The 24,521-nt window shown below is 67.0% G+C and carries 20 protein-coding genes and 6 pseudogenes; 8 read left to right on the top strand and 18 right to left on the bottom strand.

All coding sequences use genetic code 11. From position 1 onward, the window contains the following. Positions 1-81: 81 nt before the first annotated feature. A pseudogene (locus AC1MFL_RS19655) lies at positions 82-1,800 on the top strand (glycoside hydrolase family 15 protein); the annotation flags it as partial. 99 nt (positions 1,801-1,899) lie between these two features. On the opposite strand, the gene AC1MFL_RS19650 reads toward AC1MFL_RS19655, so the two are convergent. Together AC1MFL_RS19650 and AC1MFL_RS19645 are read right to left on the bottom strand one after the other, a co-directional pair. Then, positions 1,900-4,158: a putative bifunctional diguanylate cyclase/phosphodiesterase gene (locus tag AC1MFL_RS19650; RefSeq protein ID WP_479812187.1), complete on the bottom strand. Its 2,259-nt coding sequence runs from the start codon at positions 4,156-4,158 to the stop codon at positions 1,900-1,902. Between the two features lie 127 nt (positions 4,159-4,285). Next, positions 4,286-4,588 (bottom strand): DUF4193 domain-containing protein, encoded by a 303-nt coding sequence (locus tag AC1MFL_RS19645; protein WP_056426952.1) that lies wholly within the window; start codon positions 4,586-4,588, stop codon positions 4,286-4,288. A 235-nt stretch (positions 4,589-4,823) separates the two neighbouring features. Here AC1MFL_RS19645 and AC1MFL_RS19640 point away from each other — a divergent pair, with 235 nt between their 5' ends. After that, entirely contained in the window at positions 4,824-5,090 is a 267-nt protein-coding gene (locus AC1MFL_RS19640) for a hypothetical protein (RefSeq protein WP_479812184.1), read from the top strand. Here AC1MFL_RS19640 and AC1MFL_RS19635 read toward each other — a convergent pair. Further along, positions 5,073-6,452, bottom strand: a pseudogene (locus tag AC1MFL_RS19635) (alpha-amylase family glycosyl hydrolase); the annotation flags it as partial. The gene AC1MFL_RS19640 and the pseudogene AC1MFL_RS19635 overlap by 18 nt on opposite strands. 78 nt (positions 6,453-6,530) lie before the next feature. Beyond that, on the bottom strand, positions 6,531-7,034 hold the full coding sequence (locus tag AC1MFL_RS19630) for an HtaA domain-containing protein (RefSeq protein ID WP_479812182.1): 504 nt from the start codon (positions 7,032-7,034) through the stop codon (positions 6,531-6,533). 182 nt (positions 7,035-7,216) lie between these two features. Between AC1MFL_RS19630 and AC1MFL_RS19625 the strand changes: the two are divergent. From AC1MFL_RS19625 to AC1MFL_RS19615, 3 genes and pseudogenes are all read left to right on the top strand, one after another. Continuing rightward, positions 7,217-8,060 (top strand): annotated as a pseudogene (locus tag AC1MFL_RS19625) (S1C family serine protease). Positions 8,061-8,176: 116 nt separating this feature from the next. After that, the gene (locus AC1MFL_RS19620) at positions 8,177-8,863 is read left to right on the top strand and encodes a hypothetical protein (RefSeq protein WP_479812180.1); all 687 of its coding nucleotides are present in this window, start codon (positions 8,177-8,179) and stop codon (positions 8,861-8,863) included. 384 nt (positions 8,864-9,247) lie between these two features. Further along, positions 9,248-10,090: an AfsR/SARP family transcriptional regulator gene (locus tag AC1MFL_RS19615; RefSeq protein ID WP_479815588.1), complete on the top strand. Its 843-nt coding sequence runs from the start codon at positions 9,248-9,250 to the stop codon at positions 10,088-10,090. Positions 10,091-10,138: 48 nt separating this feature from the next. Here the strand turns inward: AC1MFL_RS19615 and AC1MFL_RS19610 are convergent. Together AC1MFL_RS19610 and AC1MFL_RS19605 are read right to left on the bottom strand one after the other, a co-directional pair. Further along, positions 10,139-11,432 (bottom strand): annotated as a pseudogene (locus tag AC1MFL_RS19610) (Y-family DNA polymerase). Then, positions 11,425-11,833, bottom strand: a pseudogene (locus AC1MFL_RS19605) (LexA family protein). The pseudogenes AC1MFL_RS19610 and AC1MFL_RS19605 overlap by 8 nt, the downstream one beginning before the upstream one ends. Positions 11,834-12,254: 421 nt before the next feature. Between AC1MFL_RS19605 and AC1MFL_RS19600 the strand changes: the two are divergent. Beyond that, positions 12,255-12,317, top strand: a pseudogene (locus tag AC1MFL_RS19600) (dihydrofolate reductase family protein); the annotation flags it as partial. A 146-nt stretch (positions 12,318-12,463) separates the two neighbouring features. Here AC1MFL_RS19600 and AC1MFL_RS19595 read toward each other — a convergent pair. The 4 genes from AC1MFL_RS19595 to istA all read right to left on the bottom strand — a co-directional run bounded on the left by AC1MFL_RS19595 (position 12,464) and on the right by istA (position 16,413). Continuing rightward, a complete protein-coding gene (locus AC1MFL_RS19595; RefSeq protein WP_479815621.1) occupies positions 12,464-12,958 on the bottom strand; it encodes a hypothetical protein in 495 nt (164 codons plus the stop codon). Positions 12,959-13,471: 513 nt separating this feature from the next. Then, entirely contained in the window at positions 13,472-13,837 is a 366-nt protein-coding gene (locus AC1MFL_RS19590) for a class I SAM-dependent methyltransferase (RefSeq protein ID WP_479812178.1), read from the bottom strand. 219 nt (positions 13,838-14,056) lie between these two features. After that, positions 14,057-14,824 carry an ATP-binding protein gene (locus AC1MFL_RS19585; RefSeq protein ID WP_479815314.1) on the bottom strand — a complete coding sequence of 256 codons (768 nt, stop codon included), beginning with the start codon at positions 14,822-14,824 and terminating at the stop codon, positions 14,057-14,059. After that, positions 14,824-16,413 (bottom strand): IS21 family transposase, encoded by a 1,590-nt coding sequence (istA, locus tag AC1MFL_RS19580; RefSeq protein ID WP_479810432.1) that lies wholly within the window; start codon positions 16,411-16,413, stop codon positions 14,824-14,826. Before istA ends, AC1MFL_RS19585 begins: the two co-directional genes overlap by 1 nt. Before the next feature lie 634 nt (positions 16,414-17,047). Here istA and AC1MFL_RS19575 point away from each other — a divergent pair. After that, a complete protein-coding gene (locus AC1MFL_RS19575) occupies positions 17,048-17,341 on the top strand; it encodes a hypothetical protein (RefSeq protein ID WP_479812176.1) in 294 nt (97 codons plus the stop codon). A gap of 28 nt (positions 17,342-17,369) precedes the next feature. Here the strand turns inward: AC1MFL_RS19575 and AC1MFL_RS19570 are convergent, their stop codons facing one another. From AC1MFL_RS19570 to AC1MFL_RS19550, 5 genes are all read right to left on the bottom strand, one after another. Beyond that, positions 17,370-17,990: an L-threonylcarbamoyladenylate synthase gene (locus AC1MFL_RS19570; RefSeq protein ID WP_479812174.1), complete on the bottom strand. Its 621-nt coding sequence runs from the start codon at positions 17,988-17,990 to the stop codon at positions 17,370-17,372. Between the two features lie 110 nt (positions 17,991-18,100). Beyond that, a complete protein-coding gene (locus AC1MFL_RS19565; RefSeq protein ID WP_479812172.1) occupies positions 18,101-18,781 on the bottom strand; it encodes a DUF5134 domain-containing protein in 681 nt (226 codons plus the stop codon). 10 nt (positions 18,782-18,791) lie between these two features. Next, on the bottom strand, positions 18,792-19,919 hold the full coding sequence (locus AC1MFL_RS19560) for an XdhC family protein (protein ID WP_479812170.1): 1,128 nt from the start codon (positions 19,917-19,919) through the stop codon (positions 18,792-18,794). Further along, a complete protein-coding gene (locus AC1MFL_RS19555) occupies positions 19,912-20,760 on the bottom strand; it encodes an SRPBCC family protein (protein WP_479812168.1) in 849 nt (282 codons plus the stop codon). Before AC1MFL_RS19555 ends, AC1MFL_RS19560 begins: the two co-directional genes overlap by 8 nt. After that, positions 20,760-21,392 carry a vWA domain-containing protein gene (locus AC1MFL_RS19550; protein WP_479812166.1) on the bottom strand — a complete coding sequence of 211 codons (633 nt, stop codon included), beginning with the start codon at positions 21,390-21,392 and terminating at the stop codon, positions 20,760-20,762. The genes AC1MFL_RS19555 and AC1MFL_RS19550 overlap by 1 nt, the downstream gene beginning before the upstream one ends. 62 nt (positions 21,393-21,454) lie before the next feature. Between AC1MFL_RS19550 and AC1MFL_RS19545 the strand changes: the two genes are divergently transcribed. Then, the gene (locus AC1MFL_RS19545) at positions 21,455-21,853 is read left to right on the top strand and encodes a hypothetical protein (RefSeq protein WP_479812164.1); all 399 of its coding nucleotides are present in this window, start codon (positions 21,455-21,457) and stop codon (positions 21,851-21,853) included. 180 nt (positions 21,854-22,033) lie between these two features. Here the strand turns inward: AC1MFL_RS19545 and AC1MFL_RS19540 are convergent, their stop codons facing one another. The 3 genes from AC1MFL_RS19540 to AC1MFL_RS19530 are packed head-to-tail and all read right to left on the bottom strand — an operon-like array spanning position 22,034 to position 24,520. Continuing rightward, positions 22,034-22,957 carry an AAA family ATPase gene (locus tag AC1MFL_RS19540; RefSeq protein ID WP_479812162.1) on the bottom strand — a complete coding sequence of 308 codons (924 nt, stop codon included), beginning with the start codon at positions 22,955-22,957 and terminating at the stop codon, positions 22,034-22,036. Next, entirely contained in the window at positions 22,954-23,619 is a 666-nt protein-coding gene (locus AC1MFL_RS19535; RefSeq protein ID WP_479812160.1) for a nucleotidyltransferase family protein, read from the bottom strand. The genes AC1MFL_RS19540 and AC1MFL_RS19535 overlap by 4 nt, the downstream gene beginning before the upstream one ends. After that, positions 23,603-24,520: an XdhC family protein gene (locus AC1MFL_RS19530; protein ID WP_479812158.1), complete on the bottom strand. Its 918-nt coding sequence runs from the start codon at positions 24,518-24,520 to the stop codon at positions 23,603-23,605. The genes AC1MFL_RS19535 and AC1MFL_RS19530 overlap by 17 nt, the downstream gene beginning before the upstream one ends. Position 24,521 lies beyond the last annotated feature (1 nt).

The raw sequence follows: 24,521 nt of genomic DNA, 5'->3' as shown, positions 1-24,521 counted from the left end.
TGGCCCGACAGGGGGAGAATATAGGGAGGAAACCACACGAGGAGATTGAAGGAGTCCGCAGTAGTGTTCCCTGCTGCGCACATGCGTTCGATGGTTCGCCGGGACGGGTACCTGCCCATCGAGGACCACGGACTCATCGGCGATGGGTCCACTTGTGCACTCGTGGGACGGGACGGCGGAATTTCCTGGCTCTGCATCCCGGAGTTCGACAGCCCGCCCTTCCTCGCCGGAATCCTTGACGCGGAGAATGGCGGACTCTTCGAAATCGCTCCGGTTTCCCTCCAGTCATCGGCCCAGCGGTACATGGAGGATTCCTGTGTCCTGGTCACAACCCTTGCCTCTGACCGCGGCATGCTCCAAGTCACGGATTGCCTGACACTGCGCTCCGGCGCCGAGCTGGTCGAACCCGTCCCCGCCGGCCGCAGCGAGCTGCTCCGGTTCGTCCAGGCGGTGGGAGGGGATGTGCGCCTCCGCATCCGGCTGGTCCCCAAAGCCGGCGTCACTTTTGACGAGCTCGCCGGGGGCTGGCGCTTCGAGTGGGAGAGCGGCCGCGTTTCGGAGGTCTATCTGTGGTCGTCAGTGGAACTGGCTCCGGATGGGCGGGGATTGTCGGCGGAGCTGACATTGCGGGCCGGCGAGACTATCACCGCAGCCCTGCACTGGTCGGGGCGTTTCCGGCTCCGGCAGCACCCCGATTCGCGGAAGCTCATCGACCAGACCGTTGCCGCGTGGCGGCGCTGGGCCTCCGGCCTGGACTGCCAGGGGTCGCAGGCTGAGCTGATGAAGCGATCGGCGCTGACGCTCAAGCTGCTGGACCATGCAGAGACGGGTGCCATCATGGCGGCGGCCACCTCGTCGCTGCCGGAACGGCCCGGAGCGCCGCGAAACTGGGATTACCGCTACACCTGGGTGCGGGACGCGTCGTTCTCGAACTATGTGTTCCGGCGCATCGGTGACCCCAGTGATGCGGACGTTTTCCTCGCGTGGGTGCTGACGAACGTTGAAAGGGATGGCGCACCGCATGTGATGTATGCGCTGGACGGCTCGCAGCCGCCGGACGAGGTCCAGGACCCGGTGCTGCGCGGCTACCGCGGCTCGGCCCCGGTCCGGTGGGGGAACGGTGCCGTTCATCAGCTCCAGCACGACGTCTACGGCGAGATCATCGATATCGCCTATCAGTGGTCGAACAGCGGCGGGCGCGTGGACGGCCGGCTTTGGGCCGCGCTGGTCCCCATCGTCGAACTGACCATCGCCCGCTGGCGGACCCCGGACAGCGGACCATGGGAGATCCGGTCCGAGGGGCGTCCGTTTACCTACTCGGCGGCACTTTGTTACGTGGCCGTGGACCGCGGCATCCAGATCGCCCGCAAGCACGGACTGTCCTACCCCAGGGGGAGATGGGAAGCCGCTGCCAAAGACATTCGCGAAGCCGCGCTGACACAGTCGTGGAATCCCGACCTTCAGACATTCACCGAAAACCTCGGCGGTGCCGGTGGGCTCGGCGCGGCACTGCTGACGCTGCCCGTCCGCAACGTCATCGCCTTCGACGACCCGCGGATGATCGCAACTACGAGGGCAATAATGGAAGGGCTCGACGCCGGCAACGGGCTGCTCTTCCGGTACCGCCCCGAAGTGTCACCCGACGGTCTGCCCGGTGGCGAGGGCGCCTTCCTGCTGTGCAGCTTCTGGCTGGTGGACAACCTCGCCGGTCAGGGCAGGATCGATGAGGCATATGCGCTGTACGAGGCTCTCTGCGGCCGCGCGAACCCGCTCGGTCTGCTGCCGGAACAAATCCATCCCGATACGGGGGAGTTCCTTGGGAATTTTCCGCAGGCCTTCAGCCACGTGGGCGTCCTCGCCAGCGGGTTGCGCCTGCTGAAAGCCGGACGGCGGGCCGCCTCAGGAATCTGTTGCCCCGGCCCGGGCCGGCGGCTGGAGCCGGGCACCGGAGGCGAGGAGTGCCTCGATCAGTGGTGCCGGGCCGGGACGGGCCAGGAAGTACCCCTGCCCCAGCCGGCAGCCCAGGTCCCGGAGCAAAGCAAGCTGCCCGAGGTCCTCGATCCCTTCGGCGACCGCCTCGAGGTCGAGCTTATGGGCCAGTCCGAGGATGCCTTCGAGCATGGCGGCGGAGGGCCCGTCGGACGTGCCGGCGGAGAGGAAGGAACGGTCGATCTTGAGGATGTCTGCGGGCAGGTCGGCCAGGGTGCTCAGGGAGGAATACCCGGTTCCAAAGTCATCGATGGCGATGCGGACCCCGCAGCTCTTCAGCCGGTGGAGCGCCGTGATACCGCCGTCGATGCTGCTGGCCAGGGCGGTTTCGGTGACTTCCAGGACAACCTTGTCCGCTTGCGACGCGGGATCCCTCAGGATGCTCTCGATCGCGGCCAGGTTCCGCGGGCTGGGCAACTGCAGTGTGGACAGGTTGACGGAAACCCAAAGGTTTTCGCAGTGGTCGACCGCCACCCGCCAGGCTGCCGCCTGCCGGGTGGCGGTTTTCAACACCCAGCGGCCGATCGCTTCGATGTCCCCGGTCTCCTCGGCCAGGGGGATGAAAGCCGCGGGCAGCAGCAGCCCCAGCGTGGGGTGAATCCAACGCACGAGCGCCTCCACCCCCAGGATCTCCCCGGTGCGCAGATCGGCCACCGGCTGGTATTCGAGTCGAAGCTCCCGCCGGGTTACTGCGGTGGCAAGGTCGGCCCGGAGGGCAGCGTGGTATGTCATCTTCTTGTAGCCCTCGGCGTCGAAGAGCTGGTAGCGGCCCTTGCCGCCTTGTTTGGCCATGTACATCGCGAAGTCGGCTTGCCGCATCAGTTCGGCGGGATCACCGGTTTCCCGGTGCCACTGTGCCGCGCCCATGCTGACCGAGACCTTCAGCCGGGCTTCGCCGACGGAGAACGGCGCCCGCAGCGCATCATGAATCCGTTCGGCGATCCCGGCGGTCACGGAACCGTCGGCGTCGTTCGTGACCACGATCGCAAACTCGTCCCCGCCCAGGCGGGCGGCCAGGTCGGTGGCCCGCACGCAGCCCTGGAGACGGCCCGCCAGCTGGACCAGCAGCAGGTCGCCGCCTTCGTGCCCCAGTGAGTCGTTGACATCCTTGAAGTCATCGACGTCGATCATCAGCAGACCTTCATGCCGGGACCCAGGGTTCGAACCGGGCCTCAACGCTGCCGACAGGCGCTCCCTCAAAGCCGCACGGTTGGCAAGGCCCGTCAACGGGTCATGGGTGGCCCGGTGCGTCAGGGCCAAGTGGCTGTGGTGCACGGCACCGGCCATGGAGTTGAAGGCCTCCGCCAGCTCGCCCAGCTCGTCGTACCGGGCGACGTCGATGCGGTGGGTGTAGTCGCCGGTCTGCAGTTTAAGGACACCGCGGTGCAGGTCTTCCACCGGCCGGATCAGGAATTTGACAATCCTGTTCCGGAAATAGACGACGCCGGCCGCGGCCAACCCAAACAAAGCGCTGCGGGCCGCGATCACGATCTGCTGGAGTTCGGCACTGTACGCCAGGCCCGAATCCAGAGCTTCAAGGGCCGAGCTCTGGATCCCGTCCAGCAATGCGCGCACGCCCGCCCCGGACGCGGCCAGGTCCGGTGACTCGGCCGCGCGGTTTCCCGTGAGAGTCTGCACTCCGCTGCCCCACAGGCCGTGTTTCTCGAGGCCAGCCTGCCACTCGGTGCGGGCCTCGCTCGCGGTGGCGCGCATGTCCCTCTCGGTCGGAAGGATCCGGACGGCGTCGTCGAAACGGCGCGAGATGTCCTGTTGCTGCTGCAGGAAAGCCGGCTGGTCGACTGGCGCGTTGGACAGAAGTTCATGGCCGGTCTGTTCATGGGCGTCAAGTGCGGAGCGTAATCCCGCCACGGCATCCGACTCACGGTGCAGCCGGGCTGCCGTTGCCTGGACCTGGTCTGTGACCACCCTCAGTCCGACAACTGTCGCGAGAGCCCCGAGAAGCAGCGCCACCAGCATGAGCGCGAACGCCCTGGACCATTCGGCTTTGAGGCTCCCGCTGTGTCCGGAGCGCCGGGCCTCCGCGCCAACGGCAACAGCTCCGGTACCGGTCCTGCCGGTGCCGAAGCTGTCGATAACGAGCCGGTCATCAGCGGGGGCGTCAGCCTCTGTGGGAGCAGGGTCGTCCCGCTTAGTACTCCAGCTCCGCATGGTTCCTGCCTCCGGCTACTTGCCGGCATGCGGCGCATCGTCAAAGAGGAGCGTATCGGGAACATGCGGTGCATGGCACGCCCCGTGTCTTAGCAGTCGAAATGTGAAGCGGGGCTAAGGGATGCAGTTAGCTCATGCAGTCAGCGCAGTACGAATGGCCTGCCTTTTCGCGGGCCAGCTGCGAGCGGTGCCGGACCAGGAAACACGAGTAGCAAGTGAACTCGTCTTCCTTCTGCGGAATGACGGTGACCGTCAGTTCCTCACCGGACAGGTCGGCGCCCGGCAGTTCGACGCCTTCGGAGGTGTCAGCCTCGTCGAGCTCACGGGTTACGCTTCGGGCGTCCGGCGCATTCGCGGAGCGGAGCGCCTCCAGCGAGGCGTTGCGTGATTCCGCAACGTCGGATCGGACTTCGTCATAGTCGGTTGCCACCTGGTTAATTCTCGATTCCGTTGTTCTGGGTTTCCCGGAATTGAACGGTACAGCATCCGACCGTTAATTTGCTGGGTGTAAGGGGGGCTGCGTGCAGTGACACTGACAACACCTGTGCGTGGCTGCCGCCGGGTGCCCGCATTATGTTCGATGATCGTCGTCCGGATTTCATGTGGCGTTCATGCCGCGGTCCTAGGCTGATTCTTCAAGCACCGTCCGCCAGAAGGGATCCGCGATGGCCGATATCGCTGCAGTACTCGGAAGGCTCACGCCCGAGGAATTTGACGGACTCCGGGCCCTCGGGCCGGCCGGGCACCTGCCCAGACACCTCACCGAGGCCCTCGACCGAGCAGCGGGCGGCCCGGGCGCGGGACGAGGATACTACGTTCCCACCGGCAATGTCAGCGCCACGGGTGGACCCCATTTGGTGCTGCGCAGCGACGTCGCCGGCTGGCTTTTCGGTTCCGCCGCGCAGGTGCCGCAATCACACGGGGACGTATAGGGGACAGCCAGCGAGTGCGAGCCGCGGTTCGGAGCTTCCGAAGCACTCGGACACCGGCGTTACCCTGAGCCAGACGAACTGCAGGGGCTGGAGCACAATTCCCCACCAGGTTTCCGGTCAGGACGTTGAGGGCGCCAGCTGCGAATCCGGAGAGCGTCAGGGCGGGCATTTTCTGCGCCAGGTCGCTGAAGTTGGCGAGGGCCAGGATCCGGGTTCCGTCGCGGGCCGCTGGTAGCCGAGGACACCCGGGATGCCGGTGGCGAAGTCCAGCAGCTTCGTCCCGGCCAGTTCCGGCTTGCGGGACCGGACCGAAATCATGGTCCGGAGCCCGGCAAACACCGCGCCTTCGGGGGTGGAGGGGTCACCGCGCGGGGCATACCGGTCGGCGGGGAAATGCGGCCGGTGGACCCACCGGCTGTCTGTGGCGTGGCCGTCCTCAAGGGCGTAATCGTAGTCGTTGAGCCGTCCCAGGCCGGCGGCGTCCTCGTCGGCAAAGGTCCAGCCGATGTCGTCGTGGCTGCGGACGTAGTTCGCCCAGGACGTTCCCTCCGGGATGTTGTGCCGGCGCTCCAGGGCGCCAGGAGGGAAACATCCCGGGTGGCCATGGCTTCCCAGGTGAGGGCCATCCGCAGGGGGCTGCAGGAGAGCTGGCATTCGGCCGGGTCGATGTACTGCGCCACTTCGTCGGGGTGCACGATGGCCTCGGACTTGAACAGCAGGGAGGGTGCGGCGAGCCGGCAAACGGCGTTGAAGGCCGCGGCAGGACGTGGGCCTCCGGCAGGTTCTCGCAGGGCATTCCCAGCTGTTTCCAGATAAAGGCGACCGCATCCATCCGGAGGATGTCCACTCCCTGGTTGGCGAGGAAAAGCATCCCGCCCGCCATCGCCCGGAAGACCTCAGGGTTGGAGTAGTTCAGGTCCCATTCGAAGGTGTGCAACGTCGCCCAGACCCAGCGACCGTCCCGCCGTGGCACGAACGAGCCCGGATGATCATCCGGGAAGACCTCCCGCACCTGTGTCTCGAACGCGTCCGGCATGGTCCGGGTCAGGTTAGATCCAGTAGTAGTCGCTGTAGACAGGATCTCCGGCGGAGGCCTTGCAGGCCCACTCGTGTTCGTCGGAGGTGTGGTTGAAGATGAAGTCCAGGACGAGGCTGAGGCCGTTGGCCCGGAGCTCGCCGGCCAGCGTGCTCAGCTGTTCCGTGGGGCCGGAGCCTGGGGTTGACTTCACGGTAGCTGGAGACGGCATAGCCGCCGTCGGAGTGCGGTTCTGGTGCCAGGAACAGGGGCATCAGGTGCAGGTAGCTGAGCCCAAGTTCCTTGAAGTAGGGGATCTGGGCGCGGACGCCCTCAAGATCCCCGGCGCGAGGAAGTGCCGGCAGGCTGTTTCAACAGCGTCCGTGGCTTCCACCATTTGAAGTTCTCCTTTGAGGTTCCGCGGGCTAGCCGACGATCCGGATGAAGAGTGGATCCATCGGCTGCCCGGCGGCATACTGGCCGTCGAAGAGTTCGGACCCCTCCGGGGAAATGACGACGTCGACGTTTTCCCAGACCAGGGATCCGCCGGCTTCGTGCGGTATGGAGGGGCTGAGGAAACCGACGGTGGTGCGGTCCTGGCCGCCGCCGTCGCCGGAGCTGATGGAAAGCACGCCGCTGCCGCTCGTGAAGGTGATCCAGGGGTCCAGGAGCCGGACCAGCAGCATGCCGTGGTGGCCGGCGAGCCGGACATCCCCGCGGAAGCGCAGCACCCCCGTGCCGCGCGCCGGGTCGTAGTCCGAGGATTCGTGAGGGAAGCAGAAAATCGACGCGGCGGCGACGGTTGCCCCTCCGGTCGCTGAAACGGACCCGTCCGGCAGGCTGGTGATGTAGTCGATGAAGCTGCGCTTGATGCCCCAGCTCAGGCCCAGCGGAGGCAGCGGATCGGGTGAAGCGGACGCTGGGTTCACGTAGGTTCTCCTGTGGCTGAAAGTCGGGTCTCCTCTGAGCCTAGCGGCGGAACGCCGTCCGGATTAACTGCCGCCCGGGGGGCTCGACATCCGGCGTAGTTCTCTCAGGGCGTAGGGGGCACCGGACTACCCCTGCCATGCCGGTGGTTGACTTGGATAAGTACCAGTTCAGGAGGTGCGCTGTGGCCACTGCGATCAGCCGGGTGCCTGGTCGTGACGCGTCCGAGGACCCCCTCGATTCCTACTCCGCAACAGTGATTCGCGTCGCCGCTGCGGTGACGCCCCATGTGGCGGCCCTCGAAGTGACAGGCGCCGGGCGGAACGGGCGGCTCGGACCCACTCTCGGATCTGGCAGTCGTGCACGGCAGGGCCCCCACGGCGACGCCGGCGGAGCTCGGCGATGCGGAGTCACTCCGGGTCGGGCAGCTGGTCATCGCGGTCGGGAACCCCCTGGGCCTCTCAGGCTCCGTGACCGCAGGGGTGGTCAGCGGACTGGGCCGCTCCATCCCCGTCTGGTCCGGACGCAACCGCCGCATCATCGAAGACGTGATCCAGACCGACGCCGCACTGAACCCGGGAAGTTCCGGCGGGGCGCTGGCGGACGCGCGCGGCAGGATCGTTGGCATCAACACAGCGGTGGCCGGGACCGGGTTGGGCCTGGCCGTTCCTGTCAACGCCACGTCCCGGCGGATCATCGCCGCGCTGCTCAAGGACGGACGGGTCCGGCGTGCCTATCTGGGGCTCGTCAACACCCCTGTCCAGCTGCCGCCAAGCTCCGTGGTCCGGACCGGACACCGGGAAGGGCTGCTCGTTGTCGAGGTCCTGACGGACTCGCCCGCCGAGCGGGCAGGACTCCGGTCCGGCGACGTGCTCCTCAGAGTCGGCGAAAAAACCGTGTCCAATGCCGAGAGCCTGCAAAAGCTGTTGTTTGCCGAGGCGATTGGTGTGCCGCAGGAGTTGGCGGTGCTGCGGGACGGATCGGAAATCCGGATACTCACCGTTCCCGAGGAGATGAACGACAAGTGATGGCTTCGCCCCGCCGTCGAATGTGAATCGCAGAGTTATCTGGCTCGTCCATGGCAGCGCCATTTGGTCTGCGAGGGCCAGCGCGCGGAACCTATATGTGGAGGGAGTGAGCCCTAATGAGTGCGACATCGGAGCAACCGCCTCGACAGGTCCATGCGGGTGTAGTTGCTTCTCAATTGCTCATAGACCAGTTCCTGCCAGGATTCGATCTCTCCGTGGTGCATTCTGACGTCCTCCGGGCGCCCGCCGCCGAATGCTTCGCGGCGGCTCGTCAACTGGACCTCTTTCAGGCGCCGCTGGTTCGGATGCTGCTCGGCGTCCGGGCCTTGCCACAGCGTGCCGCCGGCGCCATGAGGGGGCGCAGGTCGGCAACTGCTCCCCAAGCATCCCGGCACACGTTCCGGCTCCAGGATATGGTCGGTCTGGGTTGGATCCTGCTCGGCGAGACCCCGGACGTGGAGATGGTCCTTGGCCAGGTGAGCCGCCCCTGGAAACCGGTCGCGGCCGCCGCCGGCGCACCAACGACACCCGGACAGTTCACGAAATTCCATGAGCCCGGTTTCGCCAAGATAGCCACCAGCCTGAGGATCGATCCCTACGGCAACGACTCCTCAATCCTGACGGTAGAAACACGTGTCGCCATCACAGACGACGAGAGCCGCCGCCGGTTCAGCCGCTACTGGGTGCTCGTTGGCCCCTTTAGCTCACTCATCCGTCGAATGGCGTTGCGCCTGCTCGCGAAACAGCTTCGACGACCGGCGCCCGGCAGGCCGAATGACGCCAAATCGGACCGCCTAGAGTAGCGGGGCCCGCGCCGGAGTTCGAAGAAATGTGCGGCAGGGCGGTTTGGTAATACTTTCCCTGGGTCCAACTACTCACATTAGTTCCAGCGAATACTTGGTGGCGCTCCCCGGTGTACTCGACTTTCCGCAAACTAAAGGATCGGGTAGCTTCATCGCTTGTTGCCCTTTGTTTTGCGTGGCACGGTTTCCCTAGAAAGTCGGATGGAAGTGAGTCTCGGCACGTTCCTGTATTTCTTTCCGACTCTCCGGAAAGCGAATACGTATTGGGTGGGGAAATCGGAGATCAATGTGGCTAATTTGGGTGGTCCCACGCCAGGAATTTCGGTCCAATTATTTGGGACATTCGAGATCCGCCGGAATGGTGCAGTGCTCACGGCGGCGGACATGGGTGGCTGCAAGACCCGGCACATTCTCGAAATTCTCCTGCTGAATCTGGGGACCCCCGTGTCCAAGACACGCCTCGTGGAGATCCTCTGGGGTCCCCGGGCAAGCGATGGGTCAATCGCCACGCTGGAGAGCTACGTCAGCGGCATCCGCAGGGCGATCCAGCCCGGCAACACTAAGAAAGGTCCGCTTCGCACCGCCAACAGCGGCTATGTCCTGGACCCGCAACTTGTGGAACTGGACCTTTCGGTGTTTCGCAAGCTGGTCCGAGCGGCCCGGCAGTCGGCGCCGGCCGAGGCGCACCTGCTCTCCATGCAGGCCCTGGACCTTGCGGCTGAGCCGTTGCTGGGCTTTGAGCTCGTGGCCGACTGGGCAGAGGAAGCGCGGGCGCGGCATGCTGCCGAGAAAGTCGCCGCCCAGATTCTGGCGGCAGAGACTGCGGCCTTTCTCGACAAACCCCAGCTGACCATTTCGCTGGCACAGGCTGCCATCCGGTCCGAGCCGCTGAACGAACGGGCCTGGACCCTTCTGATCGCGGGATACGAGCAGGCCAGCCTGCCGGTGGAGGGGCTCTCCGCGTACGAGCGTTGCCGACGCCTGTTCGACCGCGACCTGGGCTGCGCCCCGGGGCCGGCGCTGCAGGCTGCCCACCTGAGGCTGCTACGGCAGCGTGCCGAGGGAAACACCGAGCTCTCCGAAGTCCTGGCGGCGCTGCTCTACCTGGGCGAGCGGCTGCACGGACCCAAATGCACCCGGCTCGCCGAGGCGGAATCCCGGCGCCTGCAGGAGAAAGCCGGCCGGGTCCTGGACTCCTTCCTGCAGCAGGCACTGGCCGCCGTCTGATAAGGGGAGGACGCCAGCCCGCCTGGCCGGCGAGTGCCTGCCAGGCTGTCACGCCGCCTTGACGATGGGGAGCTCGGCCCAGTGCGTCGTGTACCGGGGGGACAGCATGTCGCGCTTCATGCTCCAGTCCGGGCCGCCCCGGATTTTTGCGTGGCCCAGGCCGATCGAACCCCGGCCGTACCTCCGGCTGACCTCCTCCAGCAGCGAGCCGATGCCGCGTTCCTCGTGCGGATTCTCAAAGACCGGAAGGGGTGCCTGGTTGCCGGTGGGGCGCAGGTCGGTGACCATGATCCCGGCACGGACGTACTTGACGCCGTCGTCGATCCGGGGGAGCAGTGCGTACGCCGCCCTCGCCAGGAGGACCGGGTCAGCGGTGGGCATTGGCAACGGAACGCACACAGAGGGGTACGAGGTGGCCTGCGGGTTGTAGTAAGACGTGGCGGCAAACGCCGTCAGCACCTTGGCCTGCAGCCCATGCTTCGCCAGGCGGGCGCTGGCCTGCTGGGCGTAGACGCCAAGCACCTGGCGAAGCCCGGCTCCGGTGGTGATCGGGGCGGCGAAGGAACGGCTGAAGATCAGCTGGTCGCGGCCGATCCGTTCCTCTTCGAGGGGGATGCACGGAGTACCCTGGAGTTCCAGGACCGTCCGCATCAGCACCACTGAGAAGCGGTCCCTGATCCTGACCGGGTCCGCCCGCGCGAGGTCCAGCACGGAGTGGATACCCAGACCGTTCAGCCGCTTGGTCAGCCGCGCCGCCACACCCCAGAGCTCAATCACGGACAGGCCCGCCATGAGCTTCTCGCGCCCGGCCGGCGGCGACGGCATCCCAGTGGCAGACGCCGTCGAACGCCGGGTTGTGCTTCGCCCACTTGTTGGCCAGTTTCGCCAGGGTCTTGGTCTCCGCGATGCCGACGCAGACGGGGACGCCGACGTTCCGGCGCACCGCCGTCTTCATGCTGTGGCCCAGCAGCTGCAGTTCCGCCGGGGTGCCGCTGACGCCCAGGAAGGCCTCATCGATGCTGTAGACCTCCAGCCAGGCCGAGTAGCGGCCGAGGAGTTCCATCACCCGGGCGCTGATATCACCGTAGAGCTCGTAATTGCTGGAACGCGCCACCAGCCCCCACTCTTTTGCCCGCGGGGCGAGCTTGAACCAGGGCTCACCCAGCGGGATCCCGAGTGCTTTCGCCTCGGGGGAGCGGGTGACCGCGCAGCCGTCATTGTTCGAGAGCACCACCAGCGGACGGCCCTCCAGGGAGGGGTCGAAGGCTCGTTCGGCGCTGGCATAGAAGCAGTTCACGTCGACGAGGGCGATACTTCCCCGGCGGGGCAGGGCCTTAGACATGGTGCAGGCAGCGGGTCGCGACACCCCAGATGACCAGATCCGACATAGCCGGGGTTGTCTGCCGCAAGCACGACGCCCGACGCCGTGAGGCGCAGCCTCTTGACCGTGAGCTCGCCGTCGAGGACAGCAACGACGACGCAGCCGTCCCGGGGCTCGAGGGCCCGGTTGACGATCAGCTCGTCGCCGTCGCTGATCCCGGCACCCTCCATCGAGTCGCCGGACACCCTCACGACATAGGTGCTGGTGATGTCCTTGATGAGGTGTTCATTGAGGTCGATCCGGCCGTCAAAGTAGTCCTGGGCAGGGGAGGGGTAGCCGGCAGCGACCGGCACCGGCGAGATCAGAACCGACAGAAGGGAAGTGCCCGCGCCTATCACGCGGGGTCCGATGATTACGCCCACAACACACCTTTATTCGAATATATGTTCGATACTTCCAGTGTAGCCCGGGGCGCTGACATTGGGTCTACCCCACTGGAAGATAGGACGATGGACACCGCGCCTTTCGCCGCCACCGGAGGTACTCGCATGCGAAAGATCATCCTCATGATGTCAATCTCCTTGGACGGATTCTTCGAGACGGCCGACCGGGACATCAACTGGCATCTGGAGGATACTGGCCCAACGCCGACCAGGACCCGGACATCCCGGCGGAACTCGTTGAGTTCGCCGGGATCTGGCGCGAGATGCCCAGATTCGTCTTTTCGCGGACACTCACGCATGCAGACTGGCGCACCACGGTGATTCACGACGTCATGCCTGAACAAATCGCGGAACCGAAGGCGCAGCCCGGGGGCGACATCGGCCTTAGGCCGCGACCTTCATGCGGCACGGCCTGATCGACGAATTTCGAATTCTCGTCCATCCCGTGGTCCTGGGGCAGCGCCGGCCGCTGTTGGAGGCCCCTGCTGACCGCATGGACCTCAGGCTCGGGGCGACGCGGGCAGTCCACACGGCGTGGTCTTGCTTCATTACTCGAACGACCGCGCCTGAAATTCGGACCATCCCGCGCCGATTCCCCCAAGAGCCCCTCTACCGGATGATGCTCAGTGACTTCATTGGCATCACACACGATGCCCGTTTCAGAGTTGCAGCTACTCCATCGGCACGGTTGTTCTTGCCGGTGTCATCGCACCAGTCGACGTCGTCCGGTATTGCCGTGACCGCCGCGTCGCCGACGGCCGTTTGAGATGGGACCTCAAAGGTGTAGGTGAACCCGCCGTCGTCATTCATCGGGGCAGTTACGTCGATGACCTTCGTGTTCGCAGCGTCGTTGACGGTTACTCGGATACGGGCGTTGTCGCCATAACGGGGATTGCACTCGGCATCCGGCGCGGTAACAGTCACCCTCTCGCCGGCTGTCGCCGTCGCCGGCTTCACTAGAAACGAAGGCGGAAAACACGGCGGTTCGTCGTTACCTGTGGAAGAAGCGCATCCGGACGCAGCACCTGCGGGCAGGATGACACCGGCCGCAATGAATACCCGCATGCTGCGACTTCGAACACGATCCTTGGGATTGAGCGCCATTTCCTTATTATTGGTGGCGTGGCAGCGAGCGAATACACCCACCCGATATTCGTTCTCATATCGTTGCCGAAGTCTCCTGCTGGCTCTGCAAATGCGGAGATCAATTAGGTCAAAAAAGCAGCCGCGCAAGCAATCGTTTTCCGCCCATGTTTGCATCTGGTGGCGGAACACTGGAGCGCCGAATCCTTCGCGGAATGACGTCGGTCGATTAAGTGTCGGCTTGTCAGTGGATTACCCGATAGCGCACGTGGGTGACGAGGCGGGTTCCGCTCACTTCCGTGGGCTCACGTTTGGCCCCGTCCGAGCCCATGGGTTCCGCCGGGCTTTGGTTCGGGCCGGCGGTGAGGCCGTGGAACGTCGGGGCCATGGCGATCGGCGCGAACCCAGTGTCCGGTGAAGCTCAATCGAAGCGTGGTGTTCGTTGGCACATGCCGGTTCATTGAAACTGACGCTACGGCCCCGTGGCAGCATCACCGAGCCTGCCGGCGTTCGTTCAAGGGCTTCTGCGCGCGATCATCGCCGTCTGAGGACGCCGGCCTGGACCGGTCCGGGTCTGCACGGCAACGACTTCGAGACCGGCGCGGACGAGTCTGGCAGCCATGGCATCAACGGACCAGACGTAGGCGGATCCCCCCCGACCTGCCCGTCGTGGAGCCCGAGGTCCGTGAACGAAGCGACCCGGAACATCGCATCCGGGAATTGCGCCCTGGCATGGGCCACGAACGCCGGAACGAGATCGACGCCTTCAGCATCGACTTTCAAGCTGGTCAGGAAAGCCGTCCAGTGACCCGGGCCGCATCCGACGTCGACGACAGGACCCGTAACCGACTTCGCCCAGTGCGCGACAAGCCGCCGGTCCTGCTCGTCCGCCTTGTCCACCGATCCGAACAGCGAAATGTATTCGGACGCGCGCGTGGCCTACGCATCACGAACCTCGGTTTCCGTCATCGGCTCCGAGCCTATACAACCACCTTGGCTTTGTCTGTCCTGTTTTGGTTGGCGAGTAGTCCTTGATGGTAGCGCTAGTCCAGGCATCTGGTAGCGCAGTTCTGACGTGGTGGTAGCGGCCCGGGCGCTGTGCCCGGGCCGCGGCCGGTGTTACTCCCAGTAGGCCTCGTGGGCGCGGGCCTGGTCGTTGCGGTGCCGGCGCATGTCGATCTGACCGAGGTTGATGATCCGGGCGTTGTTGGCGAGGCGGTTCACGATCGAGTCCGCTGCGACCCGGTCGGGCAGCTCAGCAACCCAGTGCGCTGGCCCCGTCTGCGAGGCAATCATTGTCGGAAGCCGGTGCTCCCGGTTCGCGAGGATCGCGAACAAATCGCTGGCAGCGTCGCTGTCGATGCCGACGGTGAGGAAATCGTCGATGATCAGCAGATCGATGTTGGAGAGCTCGTTCAACAGCTTCTGGTGGGCGATGCCGTCGCCGCGGGCGATGACGAGCCGCCGTGCCAAGTCGTCCATCCGGAAGTAGAGAACCGAGTGCTCACTCTGGCAGGCACCGATGGCCAACGCGCAGGCAAGGTAGGTTTTCCCGCCTCCGGTGGGCGAGATGATGAGCAGGTTCGTCGCATCGGAGCGCCAGTCATGGGCGGCATAGCGTCGCATTCTGACCGGGGTGATCCCTCGCCCGTCGCGGTAGTCGACCTCAGCAACTGTTGCCCCCGGGATCGGGAAGGCGGCCTGACGGATGAGTTTGTCGACCTTGTTGATGCGGCGGGACTCCAACGCGTCGTCGACCGCAGTGAGAAACAACTGCTCGGGAGTGAGTGTGTCGTTGCCTTCGTCCTGGATGAGCTCCTCCAGCCGGGTCGCGACGTGGGTCACCCGCAGGGCCCGGAACTTGTCGTAATCGATGCTCGTGAACATCACTTCCCCTCCTCGTCGCGTGCGTAGTGGGAGGCATCGCGAACGTAAACGTCCGAGATGGTGTCACGGAAAACGACAGTGCTGCCGCGTTTGCGCGTCGAGGCCGCCGGGATCACCGGCCGGGGCTTCTTCGCATCATTATCGATCGCCGCCATCAACCGTTTCAGCGTCGAGTAAGTCGGATGAGCGCTGCGGTTCACAAGCTCCTGGCAGGCCGCCTCCAACCGTTCCCGGTTATTCTTGCCGAGCCCGTCGAGGATGTTCTGGCACGACAGGTAGCCCTGCGCCTCGATCACCTGACCGTCGAGGATCTGCTCGATCACCGTGACTGTTGCCGGCCCGACGCTGCGCGCCCGGTCGATGAACCACCGCCGGGACCACAACCCATCAATATCGCGGTGCCGCGGCGGGACATGGTCCGGCAAGGTCGAGTACTGGCCTTTGCGGCCCGTCAGCCGCGGGTGTTCGCAGATGCTCTCGTGCCCGTCGAAGACCGTCACTCGGGAAGACGTCAGCCGGACCCGCAGCAGCTTGCCCGCCAACGCGAAGGGCACGGAATACCGTTGTGTGTCCGCGGTGACGTGGTAGTTCCGGGCCGCCTTTAGTTCCTTCCACTCGACGTCCTCGAACCCGGCATCGGGCAAAGGGCCGAGCAGCTCCCGCTCCTCGGTGTCGAACCTCTCCCACCGGGTCGTGTCGTCGGCGCGGCGGATATCGTGGTTGATCTCCCGCACCCGCTCCTCGATCGCAGTATTCAACTCGCTCAGCGTCGTAAAGACATCGTCATCGAGGTAGCCGATGACGCGTTTGTTGACCACGTTCACCGCGTTCTCGGCTGAGGCTTTATCGCGGGGTTTCTTCACTCTGGCCGGGACAATTGCTGTCTGGTAGTGATCCGCGAGTTGCTGATACCTCGCGTTGACGACCCGCTCCGCATCGCCCTTATGGGTTTGGTGGGTGGAGGTCGTCGGGTTATCTGGCACGACGATCTGCGTCACGCCGCCGAAGAACGCGAACGCTTGAACATGCGCGTCGAGCCACGCCGGGGACTTCATATCCGCATATGCGCGGCAGAACATCAGCCCCGAAAACGGCAACACCGCGACGAACAAAATTGCCCGGACCACCTCGCCGGTGATCGTGTCGACGACATCCATCGTGTCGCCGGCCCAGTCCACCAGCATCGCCCGCCCCGGCTCATGGCGCAGCACCGCCACCAGATCGTGGGTGCGCAGGTAGCCAGTGAACAGGGCGCAGAACTGGGAATACCCGTACTTCTTCCCCGCGTCCTTGGTGTCGACGTAGCGACGCCACGCCAGCAGCAACGTGAAGTGCCGGTTCGCTTTCAAAGACGCCAGCACCCGCGACAAGTCGGGCTGGTCATACTCCTCCGACACTTTCCGGCGCCCGTCGGGGAACCAATCCGCCAGCTCGCTGTCACTGACCGCGACCGCCGAGGTGAGACCCCGCTCCTGGACCTCCTGCCGGACCCGGGCCACGTCGCGATGCGAGCACCCCGCGATCTCTACAACTTCGCGGTAACTCCTCCCCTCCAGCAACAACCCCAATATTTTACGATATTCCGCCATGGCCCGCCCTTAACAATGAGACGACAACGCCTTATGCGTTGTCATCTCACAGCACAGCAGTTCACCAGGGCGGGCGCTACCGTGTTCCCGGAATCTTGCTACCAGATGCCTGGACTAGCGCTACCTACAAGCGCTACTCGCCATTTTGGTGACGAAGGACGGACACCATTGGACCAGGGCCTGGTCAACGCTGCCCGGTGGACTTCTTTTCGGCTTGGCTGCCGGGGTTTGGAGTGACCTTCATTTGGGTGCCTCGGGGTTGGGTTTGGTGATGGGGTGTTCCGGAATCGGAGCCGTCGTCGGCGGGCTGCGTTTGCTCTGGCCGGCTTCGGGCAGCTGCGATTCGGCATGGCCATGGGCGTCGAAGAGGCACCTGGAAATAGGTTATAAGCAGGCTGTGACGCCGGACAGGCTCATAGCCCGCATGAGTGTCACGAGGCGTTCGGTGAAACGGGGAACGAAGACCAACAACTTTCCGAGGAAGATGCACTCATTCCCTAAGCGGCAGCCACGCGCATGGCACGATGTTAGCTTCGTCACGTGCCGGGTTTTCGTTGAAAATCCGGCTGCGGCGAGCCTCATACTTGAGATGACTCCGGCGGACATTCCCCACCGCCAGGCATGAGGAGGGTCCATGAAAACCTTGAAAATCCTGCAGAGCACTGCGAAGAGCACTGTGACGAACGAGTACTTTCCCGCGGCGGCGGTGCTGGCCGGAGTGATCCTGTTCTGGGGCCTCGGGCTCTTCGGTGGACTATCCCTGCTGAGCGACCACCAGTCGATGCTGACCACGCTTACGTGGCTGCTGTTCGTCTACGCCGCTGCCGTACTTACGCCCATTGCAGGACTGGTGGCGGTAGTGGACCTCACACGCCGCTGGTTGCGCAACCGGGCGTCGGGCGTCGCAGGGCCAACCGAGACCGCGTAGGCAACAAGACCGGGCATCCGGACCGGGGCTATTCGAACCGGGACGGGTCGCCCATGCCGCGCCGGACGACTTCGGCCACGCCGCTGGAGTAGTCGATCACGGTGGTCGGCTCCGCGCCGCAGTCGCCGGAGTCAATCACGGCGTCCACCACGTGCTCCAACCGTTCCTTGATTTCCCAGCCCTGGGTCAGCGGCTCGTCCTCATCCGGCAGCAACAGCGTGCTGGAGAGCAGCGGCTCGCCCAACTCGGCCAGCAACGCCTGGACCACCCGGTTGTCCGGGATCCGCACCCCCACGGTCTTCTTCTTCGGGTGCAGCAGCCGCCGGGGGACCTCCTTGGTGGCAGGCAGGATGAAGGTGTAGCTGCCGGGAGTGACGGCCTTGATACTCCGGAACACATCATTGTCGATCTGCACGAACTGGCCCAGCTGGGCGAAGTCCTTGCAGACCAGGGTGAAGTGGTGCTTGTCATTGAGGTGGCGGATGGTCCGGATCCGGTCCAGTGCGTCCTTGTTGCCCAGCTGCGCGCCGAGCGCATAGCAGGAGTCGGTGGGATAGGCGATGAGCCCACCGGAACGGACGATTTCCACGGCCTGGCTGATGGAGCGTGCCTGGGGGTTTTCGGGGTGAACATCGAAGTATCTCGCCATGGGAAGAGCTTACGCCCGACGGCGGCCCGGCCGGCTCTCGGCCGGCCGCCGCCGGCCGCTGATTGCCCGGACGCGGCCCTTGCCGGTCTCACTCCGGTGTTACACCAGTGTCACGCCGCGAGCGCCGCGAACATGACCGCCATCGACCCCGCACCCACGACGTCCAGGACGGAGTCCGCACGGCTCTGGCCGTGGTGGGAGCCGAGCCTCCGGAGCAGCTGCACGCTCCACACGGCCGTTGCCAGGCCGGCTGCCACGGCCAGAACCAGCGTGGTCTGGCTGCTCCAGCCCTGGGTTGGGCCCGGCAGCGGCAGCCCGGGGGCGGAGGCGCCGCCGTGGTGCACGGCCTGGCCCAGGAAGCCGGCAGCCTGGATGCCGGCAGCTTCCGGCACATGGTCACTGCGGAGGTCCATGGCCGCGAGCATGTAGGCCATGGCAGCCATGGTCATTGCGTTGTAGAGCAAGCGGCCTCGGCTGGCGTGGCCCGGGCTGCGGCCTGTCCCGGGCCCGGCGGCGGGAACAGGCTGCCGGGCCAGTGTCCCGGGATGGCGGGAGACGGTGCGGAGGATGTACCACCAGGAGGCGAGGCCGAAGAAGAGTATCTGGGGAAGGACCACCCACCGGAGTCCCGGGATGAGCATCAGCGCCATGGCCGCCATCATCGCCGCGTGGAGTCCAAAGTCGATCCTGGTGGCCGCCGCGGACTTGCGTCCGGCGCGGAACGCAGCGTACAGCAGCGCTGCCAGCAGCAGTGCCGTCAGCGCGCAGCGCGGGATATCGTTCCCGATCACCGGTGCCCGGTCAATGCTGCTCGTCGTGGTGGATGCGCTCCCCGAGCTCCCGGAGTGGTTCCCCGCTCCCGCTCCACTGCTTGGCGATGAACTCCGCGGCGATGGACACGGCCGTCTCCTCCGGGGTCCGGGCGCCCAGATCGAGTCCCACCGGGCTGTGCAGCCGGGCCAGCGCCTCCTCGCCCAGGCCCGCCTCACGCAGCCTAGCGATCCGGTCGGCGTGTGTCCGGCGGGAGCCCATGGCACCGATGAAGGCGATCGGCGGGGCCCGCAGGGCGACGTCCAGCAGCGGAATGTCGAACTTCGGATCGTGCGTGAGGACGCACATCACGGTGCGTCCATCCACCAGGCCCTTGTCCAGCTGCTCAGCGAGGTAGCGGTGCGGCCAAGCGTTGACTACCTCGGCGGCGTCGGGAAAGCGTGCGGGGGTCGCGAAAACCGCCCGGGCGTCACACACCGTGACGCGGTAGCCCAGGAAGGTCCCCAGCCGGGCCAGCGCCGAGGCGAAGTCGATGGCACCGAAGACCAGCATCCGCGGCGGCGGGGCGTAACTGGCGAAGAAGACCCGCATCCCGGCGTCCAGCCGCTCCCCGTCGGGGCCGTAGCTCAGGATGCCCGAGCGGCCGGCGGCCAGCAGGCCCTGGGTGTCATCGCCCACGGCGTGGTTTGCCCGCTCGGACCCGAGGTCGCCCTCGAAGCCGTCCGGACGCACAACCAAGTGCCGGCCCAGCCAGCTGGCGTCCGGGTGTTCGATCACCGTGGCGACCCCCACGCGCCGTTCCCCGGCGATGTCCTGCCCCACGGCGTCGAGTTCGGGGAAGCTGTGCCGGGAGACCGGCTCGACGAAGATGTCGATGATCCCGCCGCAGGTCAGGCCGACGGCGAACGCGTCGTCGTCGCTGATCCCGTAGCGCACCAGAACCGGGATGCCGTCCTCCCTGACCTGGGTGGCCAGCTCGTACACGGCGCCCTCGACGCAGCCGCCGGAGACCGATCCGACTGCTTCCCCGCCGGCGGTGACGAGCATGGATGCGCCCGGGAGCCGCGGTGCCGACTTGAAGGTGCTCACCACGGTGGCGAGGCCGGCGGTGTCGCCCTTCTGCCAGCCCGGCATCATGGCCGCCAGGACATCACGCACGGTCGATCTTCAGCCTTCCGATCGCGCGGATCATTCGGAACGCGGACAGGCGCCCCGCCCAGTAGGAGAGGCACGCCACGGCCGCCACCAGCGCCAGGACCTTCCCGGGGCTGGAAAGCTGCTCCGCCGCGATCCCCTTTGCGAGGCTGAGGGCGTCCAGGCTGCCGGCAGGCGCCGGTGCGGGCGCCGCCGCAGCCGCCCGGGCGGGTACGGGCGCGGGCCGGGCCGCTGCTGGCAGGGCGCTCGGCGGCAGGCCGGGAAGTTCGGACGCCGGGGCCGGGGCAGCCGCCGCGGCGACCTTGGCCGCGGCCGCCTGCGCCTCCGCCTCCGCGTCGAGCCCGGCCGCGGGCACGGGCTCCGGCACCCCACCCGCTTCCGACGGTCCGGCGGCGGGAGCGGTGACCAGGGCCTGGAGGTTGCTGGCGAACAGGGCCATCATCTGTTCGGTGACGCTGCCGATCACGCCCTTGCCCATTGCCGCGGCCTTGCCGGACAGGGACAGGTCGGCGTTGACGGTGCCCCGGGTGGTGCCGCCGGGCTCTTCCGTCAGCAGCAGGGTCACCGTGGCCTCGGCCGTTCCCTGGCCGCGGGTTTCCTGGGCTTTGCCGCCCAGTACGGCCCGGTGTTCGGCGGCGTTGCGCTCCACGACGTTCAGCAGGCCCTTGTACTGCATGTTGACAGGGCCCAGCTTCACGGTCATGCCCACCTGGTAGGCATCGTGGGAGAGCTTGTTCAGAATCCTTGCGCCGGGTACGCAGCCGGCCACGCGCTCGAAGTCCATGATGGTGTCCCAGACCGTGTCGATCGGTGCGACGACCGAGAAAGTGCTGTCTATCTGCATTAGCTGTTCCCTCTTTCCTTGCGTAACGGCCGGCCGTCGCCGCGGATTGCGGCTGCCACCTCTGCCAGAGCCGTGTAGTTGTGTCCGCTGACGAAGGCATCGCAATACGGCAGGGCCGCCGCCATTCCGCCCGCCAGCGGCTGGTAACCCGGGGCGCTCTTGCGCGGATTGACCCAGATGATCCGGTGCGCGAGCCGGCGCAGCCGCGCCATCTGGACCGCCACTTCTCCGGGGTCCTCCTGCGCCCAGCCGTCCGAGAAGATCACCACGACTGCACCGCGGGCCACGCCGCGGCGGCCGTGTTCGTCGACGAAGTGCCGGATGCTGTCGGCAATCCGGGTGCCGCCGGCCCAGTCCGGGGCTGCTTCCGCGGCGCGGGCCAAAGCCTCGTCCGGATCGCGGAGCGCCAACTGCCGGGTCAGGCGCGTCAGCCGGGTGGAGAAAACGAAGGCCTCGGCGCCGGCAGTTGCCACCGCCCCCTGCAGCAGCGACACGAAGACGCGCGCGTACGCTTCCATCGACCCGGAGACATCGCACAGGAGGACCAGCTTGCGGCGCTGCTCCCGGCGTCGGGCGTACAGCAGTCGGGGGGGTGTCGGTGCCCGAGCGCCGGGCCGCGCGGACCGTGGCACGGACGTCCAGCCGCGCGCTGCTGTGCTCTGATTTGCGGGTTCGGCGGCTCAGGCGCCGGGGGGTGGCGAGCAGCAGCCGTGACGCCAGCCGCCTGATCTCCCGGACTTCCGCGTCGGAGAGTTGCGCGAACGACACCTGGTGCAGCCGCTCCTCCGTGGAGGCCATGGCCAGCACGGCTTCCCGCTCCGGGGCGTTGCGGTCCCCGCCGTCCGGTCCTGCGCTGGCAACCGCCGGCGCCGTCCGTGGCTGCGGCGGCGCGTTTCCTGCGGCGCGGTCCTCTGCCGGGGAGGGCCGGGTGCGTGCCTGCTCCGGGGCGCCGGGTGGTGGCGCGGCGGGGGCCAGGGGACTGCCGGACCGCGCGGCGGGGTCGAAGCCGCCACGGAACACCGCGGAGAAGACGGCGTCGAAGACCGGCAGCTGCTCGCGGGTTGACACCAGCACCACCCGGCACGCCCAGTAGAGCTTCCCGGTATCGCTGGGCGGGATCAGGCGGAGCGCCTCGGCCAGCCGGACGGCCCGGTCCGGTGAGCAGGACAGCCCGGCCCGGCGCAGCGCCGAGACGAACGCCCCAGCCAGTCCGGCCGCCTCCACCGCGGGGAGTACGGCGGCCGTGGGCTGCAGGTTGCCTGCCATGAGGTGCTCACCCGCCCGTTCCGGCCACAAGCCAGTCCGCCCCGCGGGCGCCGACCAGTTCCAGGTCGTCGCGGTTCTTGACGACTGCGCCGAGGGTCTGTTCCGCCGTCGTGGCGTCGATCTGTCCGATGCCCAGCACGGCGAGGGCGGAGACCCAGTCGATGGCCTCGGAGATCCCGGGCGCTTTGGCGAGGTCCAGGGTGCGCAGCTTCGTGATCACCGCGGCGGCCTGCAGGGCCAGCGGGCCGCTGCTGGCCGGCACGCGGCGGCGCACGATTTCCGCGATCCGTTCCGGGCCGGGGTAGTCGATCCAGTGGTAGAGGCAGCGCCGGGTCAGGGCGTCGTGTAGGTCCCGCGTCCGGTTGGAGGTCAGGATAACGATCGGCGGGTGAGTGGCCCGGATGGTGCCGAGCTCCGGGATGGTGACCGCGGCCTCGGCGAGCAGTTCGAAGGTGAAGGCCTCGAACTCGGCGTCGGCGCGGTCGATCTCGTCCAGCAGGAGCACGGCGGGGCGCGGCCCGGGATGTTCGATCGCCTGCAGCAGCGGCCTCCGCAGCAGGTACTCCGGGCTGTAGAGGTCGGTTTCGGTGACGGAGGCGTCCCGGACTTCCGCGAGTCGGATCCCGAGCAGCTGCCGCTGGTGGTTCCACTCGTAGAGGGCCTCACCGGCGTCGATTCCCTCGTAGCACTGCAGCCTGTACAGCGGCGTGTCCAGCAGCTGGGCGAGGGCTTTCGCCGCCTCGGTCTTGCCGACGCCCGCCTCGCCCTCCAGCAGGATGGGCTGCGGCAGCCGGACGGCCAGGAACAGAGCCGTGGCCAGTCCGACGTCGGCCAGATAGTCGTTGCGGTCCAGGGCCGAGATCAGCGCTGCGACGTCAGGGATCCGCCGCTGGACATCCTCTTCCGCGCCGGTGCGCGCCGCCGTGTTCACAGCGCGCCCTCCAGTCCGGCCAGGACCCGGCGGTAGTCCTCTTCCGTGTCGACATCCAGTGGGACGGGGCCCGGAACCCGGAGTTCGACGACGTCGCCCGCCCGCTGCTCCAGCAGCTTCCAGACCGCCTTGTCGCCGTGCAGGGCAGCCAGTGCCGGGAACATCCGCCGGCCGAAAGCCAGGGGGTGGCCGGCGCCGTCGTCGTAGCGGCAGACGGCGATGCCGGGGGCGCGCCTGCCGGTGTCCGGCCCGCCGGTGTCTGGCCCGCCGGCGAACAGGAGCCCCCGCAGTGCCCGGACGGTGTCGGCCCGGACCCCCGGCTGGTCACCGAGCAGCAGGACCACGGCGTCCGTGTCCGGGTGGAGCGCGGCGAGGCCGGCGGCGACCGAGGAGGAACAGCCCACGCCGAAGTCCGGGTTGAGCACGATCTGGCAGCCGGTGGTGTCGACCGCGTGCTGCACCTCCCCGGCCGCACCGCCCAAAACCAGCACCGTCTGGTCGAAGCCGCAGTCCCGGGCCACCGCCAGCACGGCGTCGAGCAGGACGCCGCGGCCGTAGGGGAGCAGCTGCTTGGGCCGGCCCAGGCGCCGCGAGGCCCCGGCCGCCAGGACCAGGCCCGCCGTCCGGTGCGGTGCGGGCGGGCGTTCAGAGAGTGAGGGCATAGCGCTCCGGATCTTTGCGGAAGGCCGCACGGCAGCCGGGCGAGCAGAAGTACACGGTGACACCGTTGTGCTCGAGCTGCAGCGAGGATTCCACGGCGGCGACGGTCATGCCGCAGACGGGGTCGATCGCCGTCGCCGGAGCTTCTGCCGCCGGCGCTGTTGCCGGGGCGGTATGCCGGGTCTTCGCCCGCTCCTGGATGAGCTGGGCCAGGATCGAGAGGGCGATCTCGCCGGGGGTGCGGGCGCCCAGCTGCAGGCCGGCAGGGGTGAAGACGCGGGCGCGCTGCGCCGGGTCGACGTCGAGGGATTCCAGCACCGCCGCGCCCCGGGTTCCGCTGGCCACGAGTGCGACGTACGGCACTCCGGCGCGGAGTGCCGCCTCAAGCGCGACTTCCTCCGCTTTGCCCTGCGAGGCCACGATCAGCGCCGCATCATCGGCCCGCGGGACCGCTGATTCACCGTCGGTGAGTTCCATGGCCAGGCCGACGCCAGCGCCGAGGGTTTCCAGGGCCTGCGCCACCGGTGTGGTCCCGACCACGAGCACCCGGGGCGCAGGGATGCGCGGCTGGAGGAAGATCTCGATGGCCCCGCCGCTCAGGCAGGGGTTGGAAACCTCCACCGCGCCGTCCCCGGCGCTGCGGGACGGCTCGCCGGGAACCACCCGCAGCAGCAGCGGTTCCTGTGACGCCAGGACCTGCAGGCTGTACTCCCGCACCGAGGACTCGACGCAGTTGCCGCCCACGAAGCCCTGGATCTCACCGCTGGGCAGGACCAGGGCCGTGTCCCCGGCGTGGGCGCTGGTGGGATGCTGGGCGCGGACCACCGTGGCGTGCACAAAAGGCTCACGGCGGGAGGCGAGGTCGTTCGCCCGGGCCGTGAGTGAGTCAACAGTGGGCGTCATC

This window comes from Arthrobacter sp. BG3, assembly GCF_056680185.1.
Note: the sequence above shows the minus strand (reverse complement) of the source record. Positions and strands in the feature narration are given on the sequence as shown.